This window comes from Kitasatospora sp. NPDC096077 (assembly GCF_040303245.1).
In the GTDB taxonomy this organism is placed as follows: Bacteria; Actinomycetota; Actinomycetes; order Streptomycetales; family Streptomycetaceae; genus Kitasatospora.
The window spans coordinates 202,453-225,180 of the sequence record NZ_JBEOSV010000005.1 but is presented as its reverse complement, the minus strand read 5'-3'; the positions used below and the strand labels follow the sequence as shown (position 1 = coordinate 225,180).

Genomic DNA, 22,728 nt, shown 5'->3' with positions numbered 1-22,728 from the left:
ACGACCAGAGCGGGAACGGGCGATGGGGGCACGCGAAGCAGACACAACCGCCTCCAGCGGGTAGGACCTTCACTCAAGTACTCCTCTACTGTTATAGAGGAGTTTCCAGACGCAAGCAAGCCCCTGCCGACAAGAGACAGGGGCCTGGGCGAGTTAGGTCAGTCCGCCGGGAAGTCGTACTGGAACAGGTGCTTGTCGGCCGACACTACCGAGTCGAAGACCTCGACGGCACGGCCACCCATGTCGATCGCCGTGCGAGTCAACGAGACCACAGGTACTCCCGGCTGAAGCCGCAGAGCCCTCTTCTCCTCATCCGACGGCATTCGGGCTTGCAGTTCCTCACGGAAGGAGGAAAGGCGATGCCCACGCTCCTCCAGCCTGGCGTAACTGCCACCGGGGCCGGCGTTCTCCTCCCGGATCGGCGTTCCGTCGACCAAGTCCAAGGGGTAGTAGCTGTCAGCCAGCTGCATTGGCTCGCCACCGCCCCACATCCGTCGGCGCCGTACAAACACCAGACTGCCTTCGGGAACGTTCAGCCGCTCAGCGATTCGCCTAGGAGCGGGCACCTCGCCCAGGTGCAGCATCTCCTGCTTGTAGTCGAGACCAAGCGCCCGCATGTCGGCCGCAAAACCACCGAGGCCGGCAGCACGATTCGCGCGCGTGAGTCGCTGTGACGCCAACCGCAGAAGCGGACCTCGCTCCCGAACCCGAGTGCCCCGTCCGTGCTCGGTGACTACCAGGCCCTCACTGCGAAGGACCTCCAGGGCCCGGCGCGCAGTTCCGCCAGCAACACCAAAAGTCTTCATCAGCTGTGACTCGCTGGGCAGTGCCGCCCCGGGGGCAAGTTCACCTCGGTCGATGAGATCGCGGAAGTGATCCGCAATCTGCTTGAACACCGGCCTGTCGCTGTTCGGGTCGATCTCCATCGGTCCTCCTACGTGCTCTTCTACAAGAGTAGCGAAGCCTGTCAAGGGCTGCCAGCTAACTCGTGTACTCCGCGAAAGGACCCGGAAGGCACGTAGCCGAGCCGTCCGACTGCACCCAGGTCGACCCACAGCACGGGCACACCGGAAGTTGGTCAGGCACTCGGGAGATCTCCTGAGCAGGGCACATCGGGCACCTGCCATCCAGCAAAGACCGCTCAGCATTGCCGGACACGTCCAGGAGCGAGTAGCGCTCCCGAACCCCGTCGTGGTCGGTATTCACGCAGCGAAGAAACACCCGCTGAGCCTAGCCGCCGAGACGCCCGGCGGAGTGATACGAGGGGAAGGTAGGGGGTTGTTACGAGTTTCGCTACTGGTTCAAGGGCGCGCACAGCGCGCCAGCGCGCGGCCCTGCCGCTCGCCGTCGCTCCTGTCTGCGCCCCGCTTCGGCGGCGGCCAGCCGCGCACGCGAGCGTGCGGCCTTGGATGCCGATATGAGAGAGCCCGCCGGACGGCCAGTGGGCGTTAGAGCTATGGGGCGCTGCCCCAAACCCCGGCCCTCCTCGGAGGGGACCAGGGGCATGCCCATAAGTGCGGCTTCGACGTGGTGATCGTGGACGGGTCGCGGGAGGCCCCCTCCTCGACCAGGCACCCAGGGGCGTACCCGGAACCTCCAGGGGCCGCCAAGGCCAAGCGCACGCGTCACGGAGTGAGCCTTGGCGGCCCCTGGAGAACCCGGGTGCGGCGAAGCTGCCCGATCGAGGAGGGAACCACCCGCTCAGCCCGGAGTCTGCCGGCGGCGCCAAGGCCGTGCCCCGCGTGCCCCCAACCGTGCCCGATCGGGCGGGGAGCCACGGGGAACAGCGGCTCATCAGAGGTAGACCGGGCAGTACCGGCCCAGCAGGCATAAGGCCAGGTCACAGCCAGTGACTACCTCCCGCCCTCCGGAGGCGGGTGCGTAGGTTCGAATCCTACCGGGGGCACTTCGCAGGAAGTGCGACTGAGGCCCAGATCAGTGGAGTTGATCCACGGATCTGGGCCTTCGTCATGTCCGGGCGCGGGTCGGCCCCGGACGTTCCGACGGGCCCCGGCCCCGTGGGGGCGAGGCCGGGACCCGCCGGGTCAGGGGGCGCTGCCCTCGACCTGGGTGTACAGGGTGGCGATGGTGTGGTCGAAGTAGGCGCTGTACGAGGTGTCGTCGCTGTCGCCGCCCTGCTGGTAGCCGCCGATGGCGCCGACCACGTCACCGGTGGCGGTGTTGATCCACGGGCCGCCGCTGGTGCCGGACGGGTAGGACGGGCACTGGATGACGCGCTGGTAGGAGCTCTGCTGCCCGGTCGAGTTGGTGCAGAGGATGGGCTCCTCGGAGGCCGCCGGGTAGCCGTAGAGGCGGACGGTGGCACCGAACGGCTCGTCGGTGCCCAGCTTGTTGCCGCCGACCACGTCCTCGACGTTGCGGCCGTTGTTGGGGGCGGTCTCCAGGATCGCGAAGTCCTCGTCCACGTCGCCGTTCTGGGTCCAGCCGGCGGCGGTGTGCACCGCGGTCACCTGCCAGGTGCCGTACGGGGCGGAGCCGTCCCGGTAGCCGGGGGCGAAGGTGACGCCGTTGGCGCTGCTGAGGCAGTGCGCGGCGGTCAGCAGCAGATTGCCGGTGGCGCTGTGCAGCACGCTGGCCGTGCAGAAGTGGTTGCCCGGGCCGACCGGACCGCTGAACAGGGCGCCGACGGTGGAGGTCTCCCGGTTGTCGGCGGGGGCGGGGGCGGTCGTGCCGAGCACGACGTCGCGCACGGCGGGGGCTGCGGGGGCGGCGGCCGCGGTCGTCGGGGTGTCGGTGGGGGTCGGCGCGGCGGTCGGGGTCTGGGTCGGGGTCGGACTGCCGCTCGGGGTGGTGTCCGCGACCGGGGCGGGCTCCGCCGTACCGGCGGGCGCGGAGGACGACGGGGCGGTGGCGACGGTCCGGGTGGAGCGGGCGACCTTCCCGGCGGCGGTGGCGTCGGCCAGGCTGAACCCGTGCGTCCCGGCCACCACCCCGGCCACCACGACCGCGGACAGCGCGGTGAACAACGAGGGGGCCAGCAGACGGTGACGGCGTGACCTCGCGCGGCGGTGCTCGCCCATTCCTGACTCCCCTGCCTGGTCGGTGGCGCCTCGTACGGCCATGACTATGACGCGTCAGCCTGGAAGGCTCGTTACCGCAGGCTTGGAGCACGATGAGAATCCCTCACCGGTTCAGGAGCGTATCCAAAACGGCGGCCCCGACGAAGCCGGTGTGCGTCCCGGCGGTCGTGCAGGCGAAGGCGCCCGCCGCCGACCCGGCCCGGGCGCAGTCCAGCGGCGGGTGGCCGCGGAACCAGGCGTACAGGAAGCCGGCCACGAAGGCGTCCCCGGCACCGTTGCTGTCCACCACCGGACGGCCCGGGTCGACGGCGGGCAGGTGGTGCAGCCGGTCGTCCGCGCGGGTGAGCAGGTGGCAGCCCTCGGCGCCGGAGGTGGCGACCACCGCGGTGGCCCGGCCCTCGGCGAGGATCCCGCGCATCACCCGCTCGTAGCGGTCGCGGCAGCCGGCCGTGGAGAGGAAGACCAGGTCGGAGCCGAGCGCGTAGTCGCGGTGGTGCGGGTCCTCGCCGTCCCAGTCGTGCAGGTCGGTGGAGGTGCCGCGGCCCAGCCGGTGGAGGTCGGGGTAGAGGTCCCGGTTGACGCTGGTGATCGACAGGTGGACGTGCCGGCTGCGCTCCACGTACGGGAGTTGGAAGGCGCGCGGCAGCCGCAGGTCGGCGGGGTGGCGGCCGTCGAAGAAGGAGAACCGGCGGCCGGTCCGGTCCACCAGGTTGACCCCGCGCGGGGTGCCGTACGGGCTGACCAGGTGCGCGAAGTGCAGGCCGGACCGGTCCAGGGCGGCGCGGGCCAGGTCGCCCTGCGGATCGTCGCCGAGGAAGTCCAGCAGGGCGGTGCGCAGCCCGAGGTGGTGGGCGCCGAGGGCGACGCCGCTGCCGGTGTGGCCGAGGTGGTCGCGCACCGGCTCGACGTACGTCGAGTCACCGGGCGGCAGTTCCAGCCGGTCGACCCGGACGACGGTGTCGACGCCGACACCACCGACCACCAGCAGGTCGAACTCGGGTGCGTCGGGCGCACCGGGTGACGCGGTTGCGGGCAGCACGGCGGCGCCTCCTCGATCCTGGACGGTGGCCAGGAGTCAAGCAGGCGCCGGAGGTTGACTGCAAGACCTTGCTGAAAGCTTTCAGTCGGTTCGTGGCCGCTCCGTCCCCGCCTCCGCCCTCGCCTCGGCGGTCGGCACGGACTCCGGCCCGACCGGGACGGCGGTCACCCGGACCGGCGCCGGACGGTGGTCGATCACCAGGAAGGCCACCAGCGCGGCCGCCAGCAGCACGCCCATCGCGACCCAGGTCGCGGACACGTAACCGTGCACGGCGCCCTGGGCCCGCACCAGCGGATCGCCCGCGGCCCGGGTCGCCAGCCAGCTCGCGGTGGCGCTCGCGGCGATCGTGTTCAGCAGCGCCGTACCGAGCGAACCGCCCACCTGCTGGGCCGAGTTGATGGTGGCCGAGGCCGCGCCCGCCTCGTTCGGGGCGACCCCGAGGGTGGCCAGGCTCATGGCCGGCATGAACACCAGGCCCATGCCGAAGCCGATCAGCAGCACCGAAGGCAGCACCGTGGCGGCCCACGGGCTGTCCACCGTCATCCGGGTCAGCCAGGCCATCCCGCCCGCGGCCAGCAGCAGCCCGGGGGTGATCAGGTTCCGGGACGGCACCCTGGTCATCAGCCGGGCCGCGACGCCGGTCGAACTCAGCACGATGGCGGCCGTCATGGGCAGGAAGGAGATGCCGGAGACCACCGGCGAGAAGTGCTTGACGGCCTGGAGGTAGAAGGTCAGGAACAGGAACAGGCCGAACATGCCGATCATCGCCAGGCCCACCGAGAGCGCGCCGCCGCCACGGTTGCGGTCGGCCACGATGTGGATCGGCAGCAGCGGGTGCGCAGTGCGCTTCTCGACCAGGACGAACACCGCGATCAGGGCCGCGCCCAGCAGCAGCGAGCCGATCACCAGGCCGTCGCTCCAGCCCCGGGTGACGGCCTCGGAGGTGCCGAAGACGATCGCCAGCAGACCGCCGCAGCCGAGCAGCGCCCCGGGCAGGTCGAGCTTGATCCGGCGCCCCTTGGCGATGTGGTCGCGGTCCAGCACCCGGAACGCGGCGAAGGCGGTGGCCGCGGCGATCGGGGTGTTCACGAACAGGCACCAGCGCCAGTCCAGGTACTCGGTCAGCAGACCGCCGGCGATGAAGCCGATCGCGGCGCCGCCACCGGCGATCGCGCCGAAGATGCCGAAGGCCGTACTGCGTTCCTTCGGGTCGGAGAAGGTGGTGGAGAGCAGCCCCAGCGCGGAAGGGGCGAGCAGGGCGCCGAACGCGCCCTGGAGGGCGCGGGCGCCGAAGAGCATGGCCGGACCGGCCGCCGCGCCGCCGAGGGCGGAGGCGAGGGCGAAGCCCAGCAGGCCGACGGTGAAGACGCGCTTGCGGCCGAAGAGGTCGCCCAGCCGGCCACCGAGCAGCAGCAGCCCGCCGAAGGCGAGGGTGTAGGCGGTGATCACCCACTGCCGGTCGGCGTCGGAGATGCCCAGGTCCCGCTGGGCGGACGGCAGTGCGATGTTCACGATGGTGACGTCGAGGACGATCATCAGCTGGGCGACGGCGATGACCGCCAATGCCCACCAGCGGCGCCGGTCCGCGCTCTGGTGACCGATGACGGTTGCGGTGTGCGGAGACACTGGTCGAGCCTTCCGGAGCGGTTGCGGAGAAGGTCACGCAGTCGCCTACCAGCCAAACGCCGGGGTGGACGAAAGGCAAGGAAAAACCTTGCCAAATCGACCCATATTGGACAAAAGGACCAAGCCCTGGGACTCGCGGCGGAGGTCCCGGGGCCCGGTCCGTCGGGGCCCGATGGGGGCCGGTCCGTCAAGGCCCGGTCCGTCGGGGCTCAGAGCGCGGACAGCTCCGCGACCAGGTCGTCCAGGCCGAGCGAGCCCTGCGAGAGCGCCGCCATGTGCCAGGCCTTGAGGTCGAACTCCTCGCCGCGCGCCTCGTGCGCCGCCCGGGCCGCCGCCCGGCCGCGCAGCCAGGCGCGCTCGCCCAGCTTGTAGCCGATCGCCTGGCCGGGCATGCCCAGGTAGCGGACCAGCTCGCTGTCCAGGAAGTCGGTGGACAGCCCGCAGTAGCGGCCGAAGAAGTCCCGGGCGTGCTCCGGGCTCACCGGCTCGCCCGGCCGGTACGGGGAGTCCGCCGGGAAGTCCAGGCCGGCGTGCATGCCGATGTCCACGATGACCCGCAGCGCCCGCATCATCTGGGCGTTGAGGAAGCCCAGCCGGTGGCCCGGGTCGGTGAGGTAGCCGAGCTCGTCCATCAGGCGCTCGGCGTACAGCGCCCAGCCCTCCAGGTTGGCGCTCACCCCGCCGAGGCTCACCTGATAGGTGGAAAGCCGGTCGGCCACGTAGTTCCACTGCGCGAGCTGCAGGTGGTGGCCGGGGACGCCCTCGTGGTACCAGGTCGAGACCAGGTCCCAGACCGGGAAGCGGTCCCGGCCCAGCAGCGGCAGCCAGGTCCGGCCCGGGCGGCTGAAGTCCAGGGAGGGCGCGGTGTAGTACGGCGCGGCGGCACTGCCGGCCGGGGCGATCCGCGACTCGACCCGGGTGATCGGCTCGGCCAGGTCGAAGTGGGTGCCCTGGAGGTCCCGGACCGCCTGGTCCATCAGGCCCTGGAGGAACTCCCGGGCCGGCTCGGCGCCCTCGATCGCCGGGCCGTCCTCCTCCAGCCACTTCATCGCGTCCATCGGGTCGGAGCCCGGACGGACCTTCCCGGCCTCGGCGGTCATCTGCGCGTACAGGTCGTGGAACTCGCTCCAGGCCCAGGCGTAGGCCTCGTCCAGGTCCAGCTCGGAGCCGGTCCAGTAGCGCACCCAGCGGCCGTAGCGCTCCCGGCCGACCTGGTCCGGGGTGCCGGCGGCGGCCGGGCCGTACACGTCGCGCAGCCAGTCGCGCAGGGCGGCCAGCGCCTCCGCGGCGGCCACCGCGTGCCCGGACAGCTCGGCCCGCACGCCCTCCGGCGCGCCCTGGACGAACTCGCCGAACCAGCCGCCGGGGGTCTCCCCCGCCAGCCACTCGCCGTACTGGCCGAGCACCGTCTCCACCTGGCGCGGGCCGGACAGCAGACCGCGCTCGACGCCGGCGGCCAGCGTCCGCCGGTACTGCTCCAGCGCCAGCGGGATGCGGGCCAGCCGGCGGCCGATCCGCCGCCAGTCGTCCTCGGTGTCGTTGGGCAGCAGGGTGAAGGCCTCCCGCACGTTGTGCACCGGGGAACCCAGGTTGCGCACCGCGCGGTAGTTCTCCCCCGCGTCGTGGACGGCGAGTTCGGCGGTCAGCCGCTCGCGCAGCAGCCGGGCGCAGCGGCGCTCGGCCTCCTCCTCGGCGAGGCCCGCCCGCTCGGCCTCGTCCAGCCGGGCCAGGGTGCGCCGGGCGAGGTCGGCGAGCGCCTCGTCGCCTTCCGGGGAGAGGTCGGGCAGCCGGTCGTCCTCGGGGTTGATGCCGAGGTAGATCGCGGTCAGCGGGTCGAGGTCGGCCAAGGACCGGACATAACCGTCGGCGATGCGGCGGGGAGTGTGGTCGCCGCCGGAATTGATCAGTTCTTCAACCATTCGGACATCATCGCGTTGCCCGGGCCGATTGCAAGCCCCGTCACCGCCCGGTTGACCTGCCGTGGGCCGGGATCCGACGCACGTTGACGCACGGCGGGTGGGGCAAACACCCGTTCGGGGAGATCCGGCGCGCGACAGGTCCCGATCGGCCCGACGCCCATTACGCTGACCGCCATGGAAGCCCGCCCCACCACGGCGACCGACCCGGCCCCCATGCCGGCCGTCCCCGCACCGCGACCGCGCCGCGCCGGCTACCGGCGGCTGCCGGTCGAACAGCGGCGCGAGCAGCTGATCGCGGTCGCCCTGGAACTGTTCGCCGCCCGGCCGCCCGAGGAGGTCAGCCTCGACGACGTCGCCGAGGCCGCCGGCGCCTCCCGGCCACTGGTCTACCGCTACTTCGCGGGCGGCAAGCAGCAGTTGTACGAGGCCGCGCTGCGCACCGCGGCGGACGAGCTGACCGGCCGGTTCGCCGTCCCGCCGAGCGGGACGCCGTCCGAGCAGCTGGCGGCCGCGCTGGACGGCTACTTCGCCTTCGTGGCCGAGCACGACGCGGGCTACTCGGCGCTGCTGCGCGGCGGTTCGGTGGTGGAGACGGCCCGCACCTCGGCGATCGTGGACGACGTCCGGCGGGCGGCGCTGCGGCGGACCCTGCGGCACCTGGGCGTGCGGGAGGCCGGACCGCGGCTGACCCTGCTGGTGCGCTCGTGGATCGCGGTGGTCGAGGGGGCGTCGCTGAGCTGGCTGGACGAGGGACGCGTGCTGCCGGTGGCGGGGCTGCGGGACTGGCTGGTGGACCAGTTCACGGCGATGGCGGCGGCGACGGCGCTGCACGATCCGCAGACGGCGGAGGTGCTGGCGGGGCTGCTCGCGCTGGAGGGGCCGCGGGCGGAGCGGGCCGAGCGGCTGCGGGCGGTGCTGGGCGGCGGTTCGTAGCGCCGTCCGACGCGTTCGTCACGCCTTGCGGCGCGGCGGCGGTCCGTAACGCCTGCCGGTGCGAACGGCGGTCCGTAACGCCTGCCGGCGCGGCGGCAGTTCACCGCGCGGGGACCTCCCGACCCCCGTGCCAAGGGTCGGGCGGCGACGGCCGTCAGGCCTTGCCGAGCACCTGGCGCTGCCGGCCCAGACCGTCGATCTCGATCTCGACCACGTCGCCCGGGGCGAGGAACGGCGTGCCCGGACGGCCCAGGGTGACCCCGGCCGGGGTGCCGGTGATGATCACGTCACCGGGCTCCAGCACCATGAACCGGCTTGCGTAGCGGACCAGTTCGAGCACCGGGAAGATCATCTCCGCGGTGTCGCCGTGCTGCCGCTGCTCGCCGTTGACCCACAGCCGCAGCGCCAGCGCCTGCGGGTCGGCCACCTCGTCGGCGGTGACCAGCCAGGGCCCGAGCGGGGTGAAGGTCTCCGCCGACTTGCCCTTGTCCCACTGGCCGCCGCGCTCGAACTGGAAGGCCCGCTCGGTGACGTCGTTGGCGATCGTGTACCCGGCGATCACCCCGGCGGCCTCGGCGTGCGAGTCCAGGTAGCGGGCGGTGCGACCGATCACGACGGCCAGTTCGGCCTCGTAGTCGGTCTTCTCGCCGTCGCGCGGCACCAGCACCTCGTCGTACGGGCCGACCACGGTGGAACTCGGCTTGAGGAAGATCACCGGCTCGGCCGGGATCGCGGCCCCGGCCTCGGCCGCGTGGTCGCGGTAGTTGAGCCCGATGCCGACCACCTTGCCCGGCCGGGCCACCGGCGCACCCACCCGCAGGCCGGCCAGGTCGACCACCGGCAGGACGCCGGCGGCCACCTCCCGGGCCAGCGCGGCGGTGTCCAGCCCGGCGAGGAAGGCCCCGTCGAGGTCACGGGCCCGCCCGGAGAGGTCGTACGCGGTGCCGTCCTCGCCCAGCACGACCGGGCGCTCGGCCCCCGGGGGTCCGACGCGGAGGAGCTTCATCGATCCGTCACCAGCCTTTCGTCGCAGCTCACCGGGGCGGCACGGACACCGCTCCCGAGTCTGGCAACGAGGTATATCAACGGCCCGGGCCACTCGACCAGACCGTCCCGATGGGCGGATTCCCATCAAATCGCACCAGGGCGCGGGGGCCGGAATCGGCGGCCCGTACGGTTGACACCCGGGCGCCGTCGCCCGGGGACCGCCGCGCGACATCCGGGATCCGCCCGCAGCGAATCCGGCCACGCCCAGGGCGAACGCCCGCGTGCCACGCGGCCGCGGGGCGCAGGATCCGAGGCATGGAGATCACCCGCGTACGCGACGAACTGCACATGATCACCCTGGAGTTCGGCACCGCCTACCTCTGGCGGGACGACCACGGACTGACCCTGGTCGACACCGGCATCGCCGGGTCGGCGGACGGGATCGAGCAGGGCATCCGCAGCATCGGGCTGGAGCCGACGGCCGTCCGCCGGATCGTGCTCACCCACCACCACGAGGACCACACCGGCTCGGCCGCCGAACTGGCCCGCCGCTGGAGCGCGGAGGTGGTGGCGCACCGGCTGGAGGCGCCAGTCGTCCGGCGCGAGCAGCCGGCCGCGCCGCCCGTGCTCAGCCCCTTCGAGCAGCAGCTGTGGGACGGCCTGCCGCCGGTCCCGCCCGCCGAGCCCTGCCCGGTGCACCGCGAGGTCGAGGACGGGGACGTGCTGGACATCGGCGGCGGCGCGGTGGTCGTGCACGTGCCCGGGCACACCGACGGCAGCATCGCGCTGCACCTGCCCGGGCCGGGGGTGCTGTTCACCGGGGACATCGCCGCCAACGTCCAGGGGCAGACCCGGCCCGGGGTGTTCCACACCGACCCGGCGCGGGCCCTCGCCTCCTTCCACCGGCTGGCCGCGCTGCCGGTGGAGACGGCGGTCTTCGGACATGGCGACCCGATCGCCACCGGCGCCTCAGCCGCGCTGCGCGCCGCCGCGGCCGCCGCCCCCGGTTCCGCCCCCGGTTCCGCCGCCGGTGGCGAGCAGCGCGCGCAGGCTTAGCGGCCGCGCCCGGCCCGGGCCGAGCCGGGTGGCCTCGCCCTGCCAGTGGGCGAGGTCGCGCCGCAGGTCGGCCCGGGCCTCCGGGCCGGTGCCGGGCTCCGCCGTGAGCGCCTCCAGCAGGTCGGCGGCGGCGCCCGGGCTGCCGTCCCGGGCCAGCCAGAGGGCCAGGTCGTGGCAGGTGCGCAGGGTGCGCGGGTCGGCCGGACCGCAGATCCGGGCGAACTCGGGGACGAGCTGCACCAGCATGTCCACCGCGTCCCCGGCCCGGCCCTCGACGCCGTGCTGCCAGGCCTGGTCGGCCCGGCGGCGCAGCTGGTCCGGGCTGGCCCCGGGCGGCCGCATCCCGGGCCGGATCCCGCGCAGCCGCTCCAGCACCTCGCCGGCGGCGGCGGGCCGGTCCGCGGGCTGCTTGGCGAGCAGTCGGGCGATCAGGTCGGCCAGCGCCGGGTCCTCGCTGCGCACCCGGGGCGGGGTCTCGTCCATGTGCTTGCGCAGGTACTCGTACGGCGAGTCGGCGCGGAACGGCCGCCGGCCGGTGCTGACCTCGTACAGCATCACGCCGAAGGCGTAGAGGTCGGCCCGGCCGTCCACGCTGCCGCCGGACCAGCACTCGGGCGCCAGGTACGGGACGGTGCCGACCACGCTGCCGGTGGAGGTGAGCCCGGTGGACTGGGCCATCATCCGGGCGATGCCGAAGTCCAGCACCTTGGCGCGGTCGCCGCTGTCCGCGATCATCACGTTCTCCGGCTTGATGTCCCGGTGGATCACCCCGTCGCGGTGCGCGACGTCGAGCGCCTCGCAGATCTGGGCCATCCAGGTCAGCGCCCGGCCGTGGTCCGGCAGGCCGTCCTTGAGGACCGCGGAGAGCGGGCGGCCGCGGACCAGCTCCATCACCAGGTAGCGGATCTCCCCCTCCTCGTCGGTGACCCGGCCGTAGTCGTGCACCGTGACGATGTACGGGTTGGAGAGCTTGCTGGCCAGCTGGGCCTCGCTGACGAACCGGCCCACCGCCTCCCGGTCCTCGGCGTGCTCCGCCAGCAGCAGCTTGACCGCGACCGAGCGGCCCAGCACCAGGTCGGTCGCCCGCCAGACCACGCCGAAGCCGCCCCGGCCCAGGAACTCGTCCAGCCGGTAGCGACCGCCGAGCACCTTCCCCTTGTGCATGCGCTCCCCCAACATGCCCGTGCCCGAACGGCGTTCGCCGTCGGCGGGGCCACCATAGCGGCGGGCGGGGACGAACGGGTGAACGACGGGACGCGTCCTGTCACGGCTCGGTCCCGGGCCGGCTCACGGCTTGGGCTTGGGCAGCCCCACCGGGTTGATCTCGGAGTTCCGCACCGCCTCGTTCTCCAGGCCCCAGCGCTTGAGCACCTGCCCGTACGTGCCGTTGCGGATCACCTCGTCGAGCGCGCCGTTGAGCGCCTTGACCAGGCCGTTGTCCTTGCGGGTGGTCGCCGCGATCTTGCCCAGGACGTCCGCGCCGCCGCCGGAGTAGGTGCCGACCACCTCGGTCTGGCCGGTCTGCACGGCGTGGAAGGCCAGGCTGGGGTTGGGGCCGGTGTAGACGTCGATCCGGCCGGAGGAGAGCGCCAGGTAGTACTCGGTGCCGGAGAAGTACTTGATGTCGATCGGCTTGAGGCCGTTGCGGACGTTCTCCGCGCTCCAGGAGGTCAGCAGCTTCTCCTGGTTGGTACCGGTGGAGACGCCGACGGAGCGGCCGGCCAGGTCCTTGGCGCCGGTGACCTTGATCCCGCTGCCCTTCTTGGTCTCGAAGCCGAGGACGTCCAGCCGGTAGGTGGCGAAGTCGTACTTCTCCTTGCGCTCCTCGGTGACGGTGATGTTGGACAGGCCCGCGTCGTACTTGCCGCTGTCCAGGCCGACGAAGATGTTCTCCCAGGAGACCGGGTTGAACTCGACCTTGAGGCCGAGCACGTCGCCGATCAGCGAGGCGATGTCCGGCTCGACGCCGATGATGGTCCTGTCGTCGTCGGCGTAGAAGTCCAGCGGCGGGGTGGTGCCGATCGAGTCGACGACCTTCAGGGTGCCCCGCTTCCTGATCTCCTCCGGCACCAGCGCCGCGATCGCGTCGACCTTGGCGGTGCTCACCCGGTTCTGCTGCGGCGACAGGTTCACCACCGTGCCGTTCGGCGCGGTGCTGCCCCGGGCCCCGGCGAGGTCCGCCGAGGCGCCGGTGGCGCCGCTGCCGCAGCCGGCCAGGACGAGGACGGCGGCGAGCGGTCCGGCGGCCAGCAGGGCGCGACGGGGTAGGGACATGGTGGAACTCCTGCTCGGTGAAGGGGACGGGGTGGTTCAGAGGACCTTGGCCAGGAAGGCCCGGGTGCGCTCGTGCCGCGGGCGGTCCAGGACCTCGGCGGGCGGGCCCTGCTCGACCACCGCGCCGCCGTCCATGAAGACCACGGTGTCGGCGACCTCGCGGGCGAAGCCGATCTCGTGGGTGACCACGATCATCGTGGTGCCGCTGCGGGCGAGGTCCTTGATGACGTCCAGCACCTCGCCGACCAGCTCGGGGTCGAGCGCCGAGGTGGGCTCGTCGAACAGCAGCACCTTGGGCTCCAGGGCCAACGCCCGGGCGATCGCGACCCGTTGCTGCTGGCCGCCGGACAGCTGCCGGGGGTAGGCGGTGGCCTTGTCGGCCAGCCCGACCCGCTCCAGCAGGGCCTCGGCCGCCGCCCTCGCCGCGGCCCGGGGGCGGCCCAGCGCGGCGATCGGCGCCTCGACCAGGTTCTCCAGCACGGTGAGGTGCGGGAACAGGTTGAAGTTCTGGAACACGAAGCCGATGCCGGTGCGCTGGCGCAGCACCTCGCGCTCCTTGAGCTCGTACAGCCGATCGCCGGAGCGCCGGTAGCCGATCAGCTCACCGTCGATCGCGACGTAGCCGCGGTCGAGCTTCTCCAGGTGGTTGATCGCCCGCAGCAGGGTGGACTTGCCGGAGCCGGACGGGCCGAGCACCACGGTGACCGAGCCGGCCGGGACGTCCAGGTCGACTCCGCGCAGCACCTCCAGCCGGCCGAAGCTCTTGTGCAGGCCGCGGACCTGCACCATCGGGGCGGCCTCGGTCAGGGTGGTCACGGGGTTCCTCCGGAGGTGCTGGTGCGGGTCCGCGCGAACGCCCGCAGGCGCTGCAGCGGGGTGGGCGGCGGGGTGCGCCGGGCGCCGCGGGCGAAGTAGCGCTCGACGTAGTACTGGCCGATCGACAGCACCGTGGTCAGCACCACGTACCAGACCGTGGCGACCATCAGCAGCGGCACCACCCGGCCGGTCCGGCCGTAGATCACCTGGGCCTGGTAGAACAGCTCGCCGATGGCCATCACATAGACCACCGAGGTGCCCTTGAGCAGCGAGATCACCTCGTTGGCGGCGGCCGGCAGGATGCCCCGCATGGCCTGCGGCAGCACGATCCGCCAGGCCTGCCGCCAGCGCGGGATGCCGAGCGCGGCGGCGGCCTCGCGCTGGCCGGCCTCCACCGAGACGACGCCGCCGCGGATGATCTCGGCGGCGAACGCGGCCTGGTGCAGCCCGAGTCCGAGCACGGCGGCGCCGAGCGCGCCCAGCACGCCGACCGTCTCGAACTCGCCGAAGGTCGGGCCGAACGGGATGCCGAAGCCGAACCGCTTGTAGAGGTAGGAGAGGTTGAACCAGAAGACCAGTTGGACGATCAGCGGGATCGAGCGGAACACCCAGACGTACGCCCAGGCGAGGGTCTGCAGGATCGCGCTGCGGGACAGCCGCATCGCGGCCACCACGGCGCCCAGCGCGAAGCCCAGCACCGTTCCGTAGCCGGTGAGTTCGAGGGTGCGGCCGATCGCCTGGAGGATGGTGTCGGCGGTGAAGTAGAGCCGGAAGGTGGCCCAGTCCCAGCCGGGGTTGGTGGCCAGGCCGTGCAGGAACTGGACCAGCAGGACGAGGGCGGCGAGCCCGGCCGCCCAGCGCCACGGGTGGCGGGCGGGGACGGTCCGCAGACCCTCCAGCTCGGCGGCGTCGAGGCCGGCGCCGAGGCCGGCGCCGGGGCCGGCGCCCGGGCCGGACGCGGGGGCGGATCTCGACGGCGCCCGGGTGGTGACAGTCATCGGGGGACTCCTTCGACGGGCTCTGCGGTCAGGGGTGTTCGGGCGGGCTGATCTGCGATTCCTTGATCGCCGAGTCGGTGAGCCCCCACTTCCGGAGGATCCGCTGGTACGTCCCGTCCTTGATCAGCTGGTTGACCGCCGCCTGGAAGGCCGGGGTGAGCGGGGAGCCCTTCTTGAAGGCGAAGCCGACGTCCAGCCGGTGGAACTCGTTGAGGAAGCGCACCCCGGCGGCCTCCTGCGAGGCCTGGTGGCGCAGGCCGTTGATGGTGGACATCTCCACGTCCACCCGGCCCTGCTGGAGGCCGGTCAGCAGCGCCCCGCCCTCGCTGAACGCCTTGACCTCGTACGGTTTCCGGCCGGCGTCCGCGCAGACGCCCTTCTTCGCGTTGAGCGTGGTCTCGAAGGTGGTGCCGGCGCCGGTGCCGATGGTCAGCCCGCAGAGCTGGACCAGGTCGGTGACCGGCTGGACGGTGGTGTTGTCCTTCTTCACCGCGAAGCCCTGGCCGTCGTCGATGTAGGTGACGAAGTCGATGGTCTTCAGCCGGGCCGCGGTGACCCCGAAGTTGCCGGTGCCGACGTCGAACTTGCCGCTGTCCAGGGCGGGCAGGATGGTCTCGAAGGCGGCCTCCTGGCGCCGGACGGTCAGGCCGAGCACCTTGGCGACCGCGTCGGAGAAGTCCACGTCGACCCCGACCTGCTTCTTGCTCGCCTGGTCGGCGTAGAAGGCGGCGGGCGGGGCGCCGAAGGACGAGCCGAAGGTCAGCACCCCGGACGCCCGCACCTCCGCGGGCAGCAGGGCGGCGGCGGTGTCCGACGTGGCCAGGCCGGAGACGACGTCCTCGGTGGCGGTGGCGGCCGGTCCGCCCGCCGCCGGCCCCGCGATCTTCGGGTCCGAGCCGCACCCGGCCAGTGCCAGGACCGGCAGCAGGGCGGTGGCCGCGAGCAGCCGACGGCGGGCGGTGGTGGTTCTCACGGGGTGCCTTTCAGTGGGTCGGGAGCAGGGCCGGCAGCGGCTTCTCGAACCGGAGCGGGCCGATGGTCAGCGGGTCGGCGGTGACGTCGAACAGCGGGGTGTAGCCGGCCGCCAGGTAGAGGCCCCTGGCCTCGGGCTGGCGCGGACCGGTGGAGAGGAAGATCCGGCGGTAGCCGACGGCCGCGGCGGTCCGCTCCAGCTCGGCCAGCACCCGGCGGGCCAGGCCCCGGCGGCGGTGTGCGGAGTGGGTCCACATCCGCTTCACCTCGGCGGTCCGGTCGTCGTACCGCTTGTACGCGCCGCCGGCCACCGGCTCGCCGTCCTCCAGCAGGAGCAGCAGCACGCCGTGCGGCTCGGCGAAGGCGTCGACCGGGTAGCGGGTCATCTCCTGGTGGGCCTCGGGGCCGTAGCGGGTGACGTACTCGTGGGTGAGCTCGCGCAGCAGCGGCTCGACCAGCGGGTCCGCCAGGGTGACCTTCCGGAACTCCTGGTCGCGGCCGTCCCGGGACACCTGGTGGCGCCCGTCGCTCATGCCTGCACCGCGATCAGCTGGTGCCGGTCCCGCTCGGCGGCCCCGGCCTTGGCGGCGTCCCGCTTGGCGACCTCCTCGCGGACGATCGGGATGACGTACCGGCCGAAGTCGATCGCGTCGTCCAGCAGGTGGTAGCCGCGCGCGGAGAGGATGTCCACGCCGAGGTCGTAGTAGTCCAGCAGCGCCTGGGCGACCGTCTCCGGGGTGCCGACCAGCGCGTTGGAGTTGCCCGCCCCGCCGGTGGCCGCGGCGGTCGGGGTCCACAGCGCCCGGTCGTAGCGCTCGCCCGCCTCGGCGATCTCGATCAGCCGCTGGGAACCGGTGTTTTCGGGCTGGGTGGCCACCGGGCGGCGGCGGGGCGCGAGTTCACCGCTCTCCCGGCGGGCCCGGATGGCGGCCACCGTGCGGTGCGCCTTCTCCCAGGCCAGCTCCTCGGTGGGCGCGATGATCGGCCGGAACGCGACCTGGATCCTCGGCACGTCGCTCCGCCCGGCGGCCCGGGCCGCCTCCTTCACCCGCTCGATCTGCTCGGCGGTGCGGGCCAGCGGCTCGCCCCACAGGCAGTAGATGTCGGCCTCGGCGCCGCCGGCCGCGTAGGCGGCGTCCGAGGAACCGCCGAAGGAGACCGCCGGGCGCGGCTGCTGGACGGGGAAGACGTCGGAGACGAAGTCGTTGAAGCGGTAGTGCGGGCCCTCGTGGTCGAAGGGCTCCCGGCTGGTCCACGCCTTCTTCACGATGCCGATGTACTCGCGGGTGCGCTCGTAGCGCTGGTCCTTGGTGAGGAAGTCGCCCTCGCGCTGCTGCTCGTGGTCGGTGCCGCCGGTGATGAAGTGGACGGTCAGCCGGCCGTCGCTGATCCGGTCCAGGGTGGCGAAGGTCTTGGCGGCGAAGGTCGGGTAGGAGACGTTCGGCCGGTGGGCCAGCAGGATCTGCAGCCGGTCGAGGTGCGAGGCGAGGAAGGCCGCCGCGGCCGCGGGCTCCGGGGAGCCGGAGCCGTACGCGAAGAGCACCCGGTCCCAGCCGTGCTCCTCGTGCGCCCGGGCCAACCGCAGGGTGTAGTCGCGGTCGAAGGAGGCGGTGGTGCGCGGGCTGGTCTCCGAACCGTCGCCGGTGGCGGCGATGCCGAGGAATTCGACGGGCATGACGGAACCTTTCGGGGTGGGCTGGGCCGGGCCGCGGGTGGGCAGCCCGGCGGCGGCCGCGGCGGGGCGGCCGTCGAGCACGGAGCGAGGGCGAGGGGAACTGCCGGAGTGCAGCGCTGGGTCGGCGAAGTGCCGGGCGGCATGGCGATTCTGACGATGCGTCAGTCGGCGCGGTGGAGGTCGGCTCCCGGCCCGTGACGGGGCACACCGAGGGAGGGCGCCCCGAGGTGACCGGGGCCGGGGAGGATCAGGCCGGACGAGCGGCCCGCTGCCGGGTCAGCCGCGACACGCCGCGGACCACACCCGACCGAAGTCGATGTGGTCGCGGGTGACCAGGGGCTGCTCGGCGTACATGGCCTCAAGTTGAGCAGTCGGCCGACTGGTCCGTCAACCATCCATCATTGCCGCACTGTTGCGATCTCCTGTCGCATGTCCGACGTGTTGCGCGCGGCCGTCGAACGGCCCCGCCCGCCCGCCGGCCACCCTTGACAGCCGTCGATCGCGCATGCGTACGATCGCAGCGGAGTGCAGTGCCGTGCGCCGGCCGCGTTGAGGGACGCGGGCCGGCGTCCGAGGGTCCCGCGTACGTGATCACGCCCGTACCCCTCCCCGCCCGCACTCCGCCCAGGAGCCGCCGCCATGGCCACCCCGCAGGACCTCCTGCCCGCCCCCGCCCGCACCGACGGCCCACCTCCGCCACCGGCCGCCGAGGCCCGGATCGTCGCCCGCCGCAAGCCCGGACAGTGGATCGCCGCGGCCGTCGCCCTGTTGCTGGCCGCGATGGCGGTCGGCTCGGTGATCCGCAACCCGGCCTTCCAGTGGGACGTGGTCGCCGAGTGGTTCACCGCCCGCTCGGTCCTCGACGGCCTGGGCCTGACGCTGTGGCTGACCGGCGTCACCCTCGCCCTCGGCTTCGTGTTCGGCACCCTCCTCGCCACCATGCGGATGTCCACCAACCCGGTGCTGCGCACGCTCGCCTGGGGCTACATCTGGATCTTCCGGGCCACCCCGCCGCTGGTCCAACTGCTGTTCTTCTTCAACATCGGCGCGCTCTACCCGACCCTCGGCCTGGGCATCCCCTTCGGCCCCGAGTTCATCACCGTGAAGACCGTCAACCTGATCGGCCCCACCCTGACCGCCGTCATCGGGCTCACCCTGCTGGAGACCGCGTACGCCGCCGAGGTGATCCGCGGCGGCATCCTCTCCGTCGACCGCGGCCAGCTGGAGGCGGCCGCCGCGCTCGGGCTCGGCCGGTGGCGGGTGCTGCGCCGGATCGTGGTGCCGCAGGCGATGCGCGCGATCGTGCCGACCGCCGGGAACATGCTGATCGGCGCGCTCAAGGGCACCAGCATCGTCAGCGTGCTGGCCGTCTCCGACCTGCTCTACTCGGTGCAGCTGGTCTACCTGCAGTCCTACCGGGTGATCCCGATGCTGATGGTCGCCACCCTCTGGTACCTGGTGGTCACCACCGTGCTGTCCGTCGGCCAGTACTACGTCGAGCGGCACTTCGCCAAGGGTGCCAGCCGGGACGGCCGGCCGGCCACCCCGCTGCAACGCGCCCGCGCCGCGTTCGGGCGGGTGGTCCGGGCATGACGTCCCTGGTCATCGTCGGCGCCGGGCCGCGCGCCACCGGGCTGCTGGAGCGGATCGCCGCCAACGCCGCCGAACTCCTGCCCGCCGACCGGCCGTTGGAGATCCACCTGGTCGACCCGTACCCGCCCGGTGCCGGCCGGATCTGGCGCCACGAGCAGTCCCCGCTGCTGCGGATGAACTCGATGGCCGAGGACGTCACCATGTTCACCGACGAGCGCGCCACCATCGAGGGCCCGGTCCGCCCCGGCCCCTCACTGGCCGAATGGGCCCTGCGGCAGCACGAGTTCGCGCCCCACCGGGAGGTCGACGACCCGGCCGTACGGGCCGAGCTGCGCGACCTGGCGCCCACCGACTTCCCCACCCGGCGCGCCCAGAGCGCCTACCTGGACTGGGTGTTCCGCCGCGCCGTCGCCGACCTGCCGCCGCACATCACGGTCACCGTGCACCGGGACACCGTACGGCGGATCGACGGCCCGGCCGACGGACCGCAGACCGTGCACCTGGACGGCGGCACGCTCACCGCCGACCACGTCACCCTCACCCTCGGCCACCTCGACTCCGCCCCGCACCCCCGGTACGCCGCCGACGCCGAGTTCGCCGCCCGCCACCACCGCTTCCACCTCCCACCCGCCTACTCCGCCGACATCGAGGCCCGGCTGGACCGGATCGCCCCCGGCGAGCAGGTGGTGCTGCGCGGCCTCGGCCTGGCCTCGGTCGACCTGGTCGCGATGCTCACCGAGGGCCGCGGCGGCCGCTTCGAGCCCACCGGCGACGGACCCGCCCTGCGCTACCTGCCGTCCGGCCGCGAACCGGTGCTGCACCTCGGCTCCCGGCGCGGCGTCCCGTACCACTCCAAGACCGGCTACCGGCTCCAGGGACCGCCCGCCCCGCTCCCCCGGTACTTCGACGCCGCCGCCGTGGACGCCCTGCTCGCCACCGGCCGGACCCTCGAACTGCGGCGCGACGCCTGGCCGTTGATGGCCAAGGAGATCGGCTTCGGGCACTACCACGAACTGTTCCACGCCCACCCGGACCGCACCGCGCTGCCCTGGCCGGAGTTCCTGGAGCGGTACGACCGGCACGACTGGTACTCCCCCGAACTCGCCGCCCTGGTCGCCGAGGCCGTCCCCGACCCGGCCGACCGGATCGACTTCGAGCGGCTCGACCACCCCCTGGCCGGCCTGGAACTCGGCTCCACCGAGGAGCTCCAGGCCCACCTGCGCGGATACGTCACCGCCGACGTCGACCGCCGCGCCGACCCGGCCCACAGCGCCGACCTGGGCGCCTTCCTCGCCCTGCTCTCGCTGTTCGGCCAGCTGCCCCGACTGCTGGCCGGCGGCCGGCTCACCGCCCGCTCGGTCGCCGAGGAGGTGGACGGCTGGTTCTTCGGCTACTTCAGCTTCCTGGCCTCCGGCCCGCCCGGCTTCCGGCTGCGCCAACTGCTCGCCCTCTCCGAGGCCGGGGTGGTCCGCTTCCTCGGCGCGGGCGTACGGGTCGAACGGGACGAGCCCACCGGCACCTGGCGGGCCTCCGGCGCCACCGTGCCCGGCCACACCGTCACCGCCACCGCGCTGGTCGAGGCCTACCTGCCCCGGCACGCGCTGGCCCGCACCCTCGATCCGGTGCTGGGCGAACTGCACCGCGCCGGGCGGGTGGTGGAGGAGGTGCTGAGCGACCGGGAGCACACCCACCGCTCCGGCCTGGTCACCATCGACCCGGCCGACAGCCGACTGCTCGACCCCGCCCTGGGCGGCGCTCCGCACCCGCGCCGCACCGCGCTCGGCCCGCACACCAACCTGCGCGCGGCCGCCGCCTTCGCCCGGCCGCGCACCAACTCACCGGGGTTCCGGCAGAACGACGCCGCCGCCCGGGCACTGCTGCGGGCCCTGGCGACGCTCCCGGCGGGGACGCTGGTGGGGTGAGCCAGGCCCGGACCGGCCGGGGCGGTCAGGACCCGAAGATCTCCACCACCAGGTCCTCGTCCGTGACGAAGTCCGGCGCGGCGGCCACCCGTTCCCCGGCACCCCGGACGCCCGTCCCGCGCTCCAGCTCGCGGACCAGCTCCGGGACGGGCTCCCCGCCGGCCTTCCGGATCCACCCGACCAGCCGCAGCACCTGGTCACGGTCGATCCGCACCCGCCAGGCCCGGGCGATCCGGCCCGGCGCGCGGAGGACCCCGGCCCGCTTCCGGTACTCCGCCAGGTCGACCCTGGCCCGCATGCAGCGCCGGTCGGTGGAGCCGAAGGCCGTGACCAGCTGGGGCAACAGCTCCTCCAGCCGGGCCACCGCACCCGGGTAGTCGCCGCGCCGGGCCTGGCAGGCCGCGAGGTCGGTCCCGGCCCGGAGGACGAGCGGGCCGCGCGGACCCCGGACCGACCTCAGCGCCGGCAGCAGCGCGGTCAGCAGGCGGATCGCGGTGACCGGCTGGCCGCTCTCCCGGACCAGTACGGTCAGCTCGTACCGCACCTCCAGGACGAGCGGATCGAGCGGCCCGAGCGCCGAGGTCAGCTCCTCGATCAGGCCGTCCAGCTGCCGGAAGCCCTCGACCGGTCGGCCGGACCTCCCGAGGTACCCGGCGAAGTCCCGCCGGGCGGCGACCACCTCCGGATCGGTTCCGCCGAGCGCCCGCACGGCGGCTTCCAGCACCGGCCGCAACCGGTGCGCGGCCGGTGCGGGCCGCTCGTCCCGCGCCGCCCGTACGGTCTGCGCCAGCCGGGCCCGGGCGGCCGCCGCGTCCTCGACCGGCACCGGCGGCTGGACGGGCCGCCCGGCCCCGGCGGCCCGTGGCACCGGTTGGGGGTACAGCAGCGCCGGTCGGCCCACCGGGCGCAGCTTCGGCCCCCGGGGCTCCCGGGGCTGGGCGCGCCGCCGGACCGGCTGGACGGGCGGGGCCGGCGGCACCCGGTCCTTCACGGTCCGGACCGCGGGGGACGCCACGGGGAGCTCCGCCGGAGTCGGCTCCCGACCTTCCGCCAGGTCGGCGAGCCGCTGGGCGACCGTCCGGGCGTCGACCGGCCGGTCGGCCGGATCCTTGGCCAGCAACTGGGCGAGCAGGGGCGGCAGTTGGCGGGGGAGCCGATACTTCTCCGGATCCACCTCCGGGGGTGGCGCGTCGAGGTGCTGGTACATCAGCACGGGCGTCGAGTCCCCGTTGAACGGCCGCTTGCCGGTGAAGAGTTCGACCAGCACGCAGCCCAGCGCGTACAGGTCGGCCCGCCCGTCCACCCGGCCGCCGGTCCAGCGCTCCGGCGCCATGTACGGCGGGCTGCCGATCACCGTCCCGGTGGTGGTCAACCCGCCGGCGCCGACGTCCAGTTGGGCGATACCGAAGTCCAGCACCTTGGCCAGGCCGTCCTCGCCGATCATCACGTTGTCGGGCTTGATGTCCCGGTGCACCATGCCCGCGTCGTGCGCCGCCGACAGCGCCTCGCAGATCTGCCGCGCCCAGCGCAGGCCCTGCTGCGGCTCCGGGCGGCCGTCCCGGATCACCTGGGTCAGGGTGGGGCCGGTGAGCAGCTCCATCACCAGGTAGGTGAGCTGCTCACCGTCCGCCTCGGCGTGCCCGAGGTCGTGCACGGTGACGATGTGCGGGTGCGACAGGTTGCCCGCCGCCGACGCCTCCCGGGCGAACCGCAGCGCGGCCTTCGCCCGGTCGCCGTCGTCGTGCCGGATGACCTTGACCGCCACCGGCCGCCGCACCCTGGTGTCCTGGGCCCGCCACACCACCCCGAACCCGCCCTGACCGAGCTTCTCCCGGAGCTCGTACCGGTCGTCGAGGACGTCACCGACGCGCACGTAC

18 protein-coding genes and 1 tRNA gene are annotated in these 22,728 nt (G+C 73.4%); 5 read left to right on the top strand and 14 right to left on the bottom strand.

Annotated features, from left to right (window positions below; all coding sequences use genetic code 11):
- Positions 1–158: 158 nt before the first annotated feature.
- Entirely contained in the window at positions 159–926 is a 768-nt protein-coding gene (locus ABTZ03_RS07890) for a GntR family transcriptional regulator (protein WP_350511982.1), read from the bottom strand.
- 908 nt (positions 927–1,834) lie between these two features.
- Between ABTZ03_RS07890 and ABTZ03_RS07885 the strand changes: the two genes are divergently transcribed.
- Positions 1,835–1,906 (top strand) — tRNA-Arg (locus tag ABTZ03_RS07885).
- Positions 1,907–2,045: 139 nt separating this feature from the next.
- On the opposite strand, the gene ABTZ03_RS07880 is transcribed toward ABTZ03_RS07885, so the two are convergent.
- The 4 genes from ABTZ03_RS07880 to ABTZ03_RS07865 form a co-directional block, all read right to left on the bottom strand.
- Positions 2,046–3,041, bottom strand: coding sequence for a trypsin-like serine peptidase (locus ABTZ03_RS07880; protein ID WP_350511981.1), 996 nt, complete (start codon positions 3,039–3,041; stop codon positions 2,046–2,048).
- A 103-nt stretch (positions 3,042–3,144) separates the two neighbouring features.
- The gene (locus tag ABTZ03_RS07875; RefSeq protein WP_350511980.1) at positions 3,145–4,080 is read right to left on the bottom strand and encodes a carbohydrate kinase family protein; all 936 of its coding nucleotides are present in this window, start codon (positions 4,078–4,080) and stop codon (positions 3,145–3,147) included.
- Between the two features lie 81 nt (positions 4,081–4,161).
- Positions 4,162–5,706, bottom strand: a complete 1,545-nt coding sequence (locus ABTZ03_RS07870; protein ID WP_350511979.1) for an MFS transporter — start codon at positions 5,704–5,706, stop codon at positions 4,162–4,164.
- A gap of 209 nt (positions 5,707–5,915) precedes the next feature.
- Positions 5,916–7,625 carry a DUF885 domain-containing protein gene (locus tag ABTZ03_RS07865; protein WP_350511978.1) on the bottom strand — a complete coding sequence of 570 codons (1,710 nt, stop codon included), beginning with the start codon at positions 7,623–7,625 and terminating at the stop codon, positions 5,916–5,918.
- A 174-nt stretch (positions 7,626–7,799) separates the two neighbouring features.
- On the opposite strand from ABTZ03_RS07865, the gene ABTZ03_RS07860 reads away from it, so the two are divergent.
- Positions 7,800–8,558 carry a TetR/AcrR family transcriptional regulator gene (locus ABTZ03_RS07860; protein WP_502894409.1) on the top strand — a complete coding sequence of 253 codons (759 nt, stop codon included), beginning with the start codon at positions 7,800–7,802 and terminating at the stop codon, positions 8,556–8,558.
- A gap of 154 nt (positions 8,559–8,712) precedes the next feature.
- Here the strand turns inward: ABTZ03_RS07860 and ABTZ03_RS07855 are convergent, their stop codons facing one another.
- Positions 8,713–9,564 (bottom strand): fumarylacetoacetate hydrolase family protein, encoded by an 852-nt coding sequence (locus ABTZ03_RS07855; protein WP_350511977.1) that lies wholly within the window; start codon positions 9,562–9,564, stop codon positions 8,713–8,715.
- 296 nt (positions 9,565–9,860) lie between these two features.
- Between ABTZ03_RS07855 and ABTZ03_RS07850 the strand changes: the two genes are divergently transcribed.
- Positions 9,861–10,601, top strand: a complete 741-nt coding sequence (locus tag ABTZ03_RS07850) for an MBL fold metallo-hydrolase (protein ID WP_350511976.1) — start codon at positions 9,861–9,863, stop codon at positions 10,599–10,601.
- On the opposite strand, the gene ABTZ03_RS07845 is transcribed toward ABTZ03_RS07850, so the two are convergent.
- The 7 genes from ABTZ03_RS07845 to ABTZ03_RS07815 all read right to left on the bottom strand — a co-directional run bounded on the left by ABTZ03_RS07845 (position 10,515) and on the right by ABTZ03_RS07815 (position 17,336).
- A complete protein-coding gene (locus ABTZ03_RS07845) occupies positions 10,515–11,765 on the bottom strand; it encodes a serine/threonine-protein kinase (protein ID WP_350511975.1) in 1,251 nt (416 codons plus the stop codon). The genes ABTZ03_RS07850 and ABTZ03_RS07845 overlap by 87 nt on opposite strands.
- Before the next feature lie 123 nt (positions 11,766–11,888).
- Complete coding sequence (locus ABTZ03_RS07840; RefSeq protein WP_350511974.1) at positions 11,889–12,875, bottom strand: ABC transporter substrate-binding protein; 987 nt, start codon at positions 12,873–12,875, stop codon at positions 11,889–11,891.
- 36 nt (positions 12,876–12,911) lie between these two features.
- Complete coding sequence (locus tag ABTZ03_RS07835) at positions 12,912–13,664, bottom strand: amino acid ABC transporter ATP-binding protein (RefSeq protein WP_350512066.1); 753 nt, start codon at positions 13,662–13,664, stop codon at positions 12,912–12,914.
- Between the two features lie 23 nt (positions 13,665–13,687).
- Positions 13,688–14,689 (bottom strand): amino acid ABC transporter permease, encoded by a 1,002-nt coding sequence (locus tag ABTZ03_RS07830; protein WP_350511973.1) that lies wholly within the window; start codon positions 14,687–14,689, stop codon positions 13,688–13,690.
- 28 nt (positions 14,690–14,717) lie between these two features.
- Positions 14,718–15,662, bottom strand: a complete 945-nt coding sequence (locus ABTZ03_RS07825; RefSeq protein ID WP_350511972.1) for an ABC transporter substrate-binding protein — start codon at positions 15,660–15,662, stop codon at positions 14,718–14,720.
- A 10-nt stretch (positions 15,663–15,672) separates the two neighbouring features.
- Positions 15,673–16,194 carry a GNAT family N-acetyltransferase gene (locus tag ABTZ03_RS07820; RefSeq protein WP_350511971.1) on the bottom strand — a complete coding sequence of 174 codons (522 nt, stop codon included), beginning with the start codon at positions 16,192–16,194 and terminating at the stop codon, positions 15,673–15,675.
- The gene (locus tag ABTZ03_RS07815; protein ID WP_350511970.1) at positions 16,191–17,336 is read right to left on the bottom strand and encodes an LLM class flavin-dependent oxidoreductase; all 1,146 of its coding nucleotides are present in this window, start codon (positions 17,334–17,336) and stop codon (positions 16,191–16,193) included. Before ABTZ03_RS07815 ends, ABTZ03_RS07820 begins: the two co-directional genes overlap by 4 nt.
- Before the next feature lie 639 nt (positions 17,337–17,975).
- Between ABTZ03_RS07815 and ABTZ03_RS07810 the strand changes: the two genes are divergently transcribed.
- Complete coding sequence (locus tag ABTZ03_RS07810) at positions 17,976–18,929, top strand: amino acid ABC transporter permease (RefSeq protein WP_350511969.1); 954 nt, start codon at positions 17,976–17,978, stop codon at positions 18,927–18,929.
- Complete coding sequence (locus tag ABTZ03_RS07805; RefSeq protein WP_350511968.1) at positions 18,926–20,851, top strand: FAD/NAD(P)-binding protein; 1,926 nt, start codon at positions 18,926–18,928, stop codon at positions 20,849–20,851. Before ABTZ03_RS07810 ends, ABTZ03_RS07805 begins: the two co-directional genes overlap by 4 nt.
- 25 nt (positions 20,852–20,876) lie before the next feature.
- On the opposite strand, the gene ABTZ03_RS07800 is transcribed toward ABTZ03_RS07805, so the two are convergent.
- Complete coding sequence (locus ABTZ03_RS07800; protein WP_350511967.1) at positions 20,877–22,724, bottom strand: serine/threonine-protein kinase; 1,848 nt, start codon at positions 22,722–22,724, stop codon at positions 20,877–20,879.
- Positions 22,725–22,728 lie beyond the last annotated feature (4 nt).

Coding starts and splice junctions, on each gene's coding strand:
- ABTZ03_RS07890 (WP_350511982.1), bottom strand. CDS start 926: ATGGAGATCGACCCGAACAGCGACAGGCCGGTGTTCAAGCAGATTGCG.
- ABTZ03_RS07880 (WP_350511981.1), bottom strand. CDS start 3,041: ATGGGCGAGCACCGCCGCGCGAGGTCACGCCGTCACCGTCTGCTGGCC.
- ABTZ03_RS07865 (WP_350511978.1), bottom strand. CDS start 7,625: ATGGTTGAAGAACTGATCAATTCCGGCGGCGACCACACTCCCCGCCGC.
- ABTZ03_RS07860 (WP_502894409.1), top strand. CDS start 7,800: ATGGAAGCCCGCCCCACCACGGCGACCGACCCGGCCCCCATGCCGGCC.
- ABTZ03_RS07855 (WP_350511977.1), bottom strand. CDS start 9,564: ATGAAGCTCCTCCGCGTCGGACCCCCGGGGGCCGAGCGCCCGGTCGTG.
- ABTZ03_RS07850 (WP_350511976.1), top strand. CDS start 9,861: ATGGAGATCACCCGCGTACGCGACGAACTGCACATGATCACCCTGGAG.
- ABTZ03_RS07845 (WP_350511975.1), bottom strand. CDS start 11,765: ATGCACAAGGGGAAGGTGCTCGGCGGTCGCTACCGGCTGGACGAGTTC.
- ABTZ03_RS07840 (WP_350511974.1), bottom strand. CDS start 12,875: ATGTCCCTACCCCGTCGCGCCCTGCTGGCCGCCGGACCGCTCGCCGCC.
- ABTZ03_RS07835 (WP_350512066.1), bottom strand. CDS start 13,664: ATGGTGCAGGTCCGCGGCCTGCACAAGAGCTTCGGCCGGCTGGAGGTG.
- ABTZ03_RS07830 (WP_350511973.1), bottom strand. CDS start 14,689: ATGACTGTCACCACCCGGGCGCCGTCGAGATCCGCCCCCGCGTCCGGC.
- ABTZ03_RS07820 (WP_350511971.1), bottom strand. CDS start 16,194: ATGAGCGACGGGCGCCACCAGGTGTCCCGGGACGGCCGCGACCAGGAG.
- ABTZ03_RS07815 (WP_350511970.1), bottom strand. CDS start 17,336: ATGCCCGTCGAATTCCTCGGCATCGCCGCCACCGGCGACGGTTCGGAG.
- ABTZ03_RS07810 (WP_350511969.1), top strand. CDS start 17,976: ATGGCCACCCCGCAGGACCTCCTGCCCGCCCCCGCCCGCACCGACGGC.
- ABTZ03_RS07805 (WP_350511968.1), top strand. CDS start 18,926: ATGACGTCCCTGGTCATCGTCGGCGCCGGGCCGCGCGCCACCGGGCTG.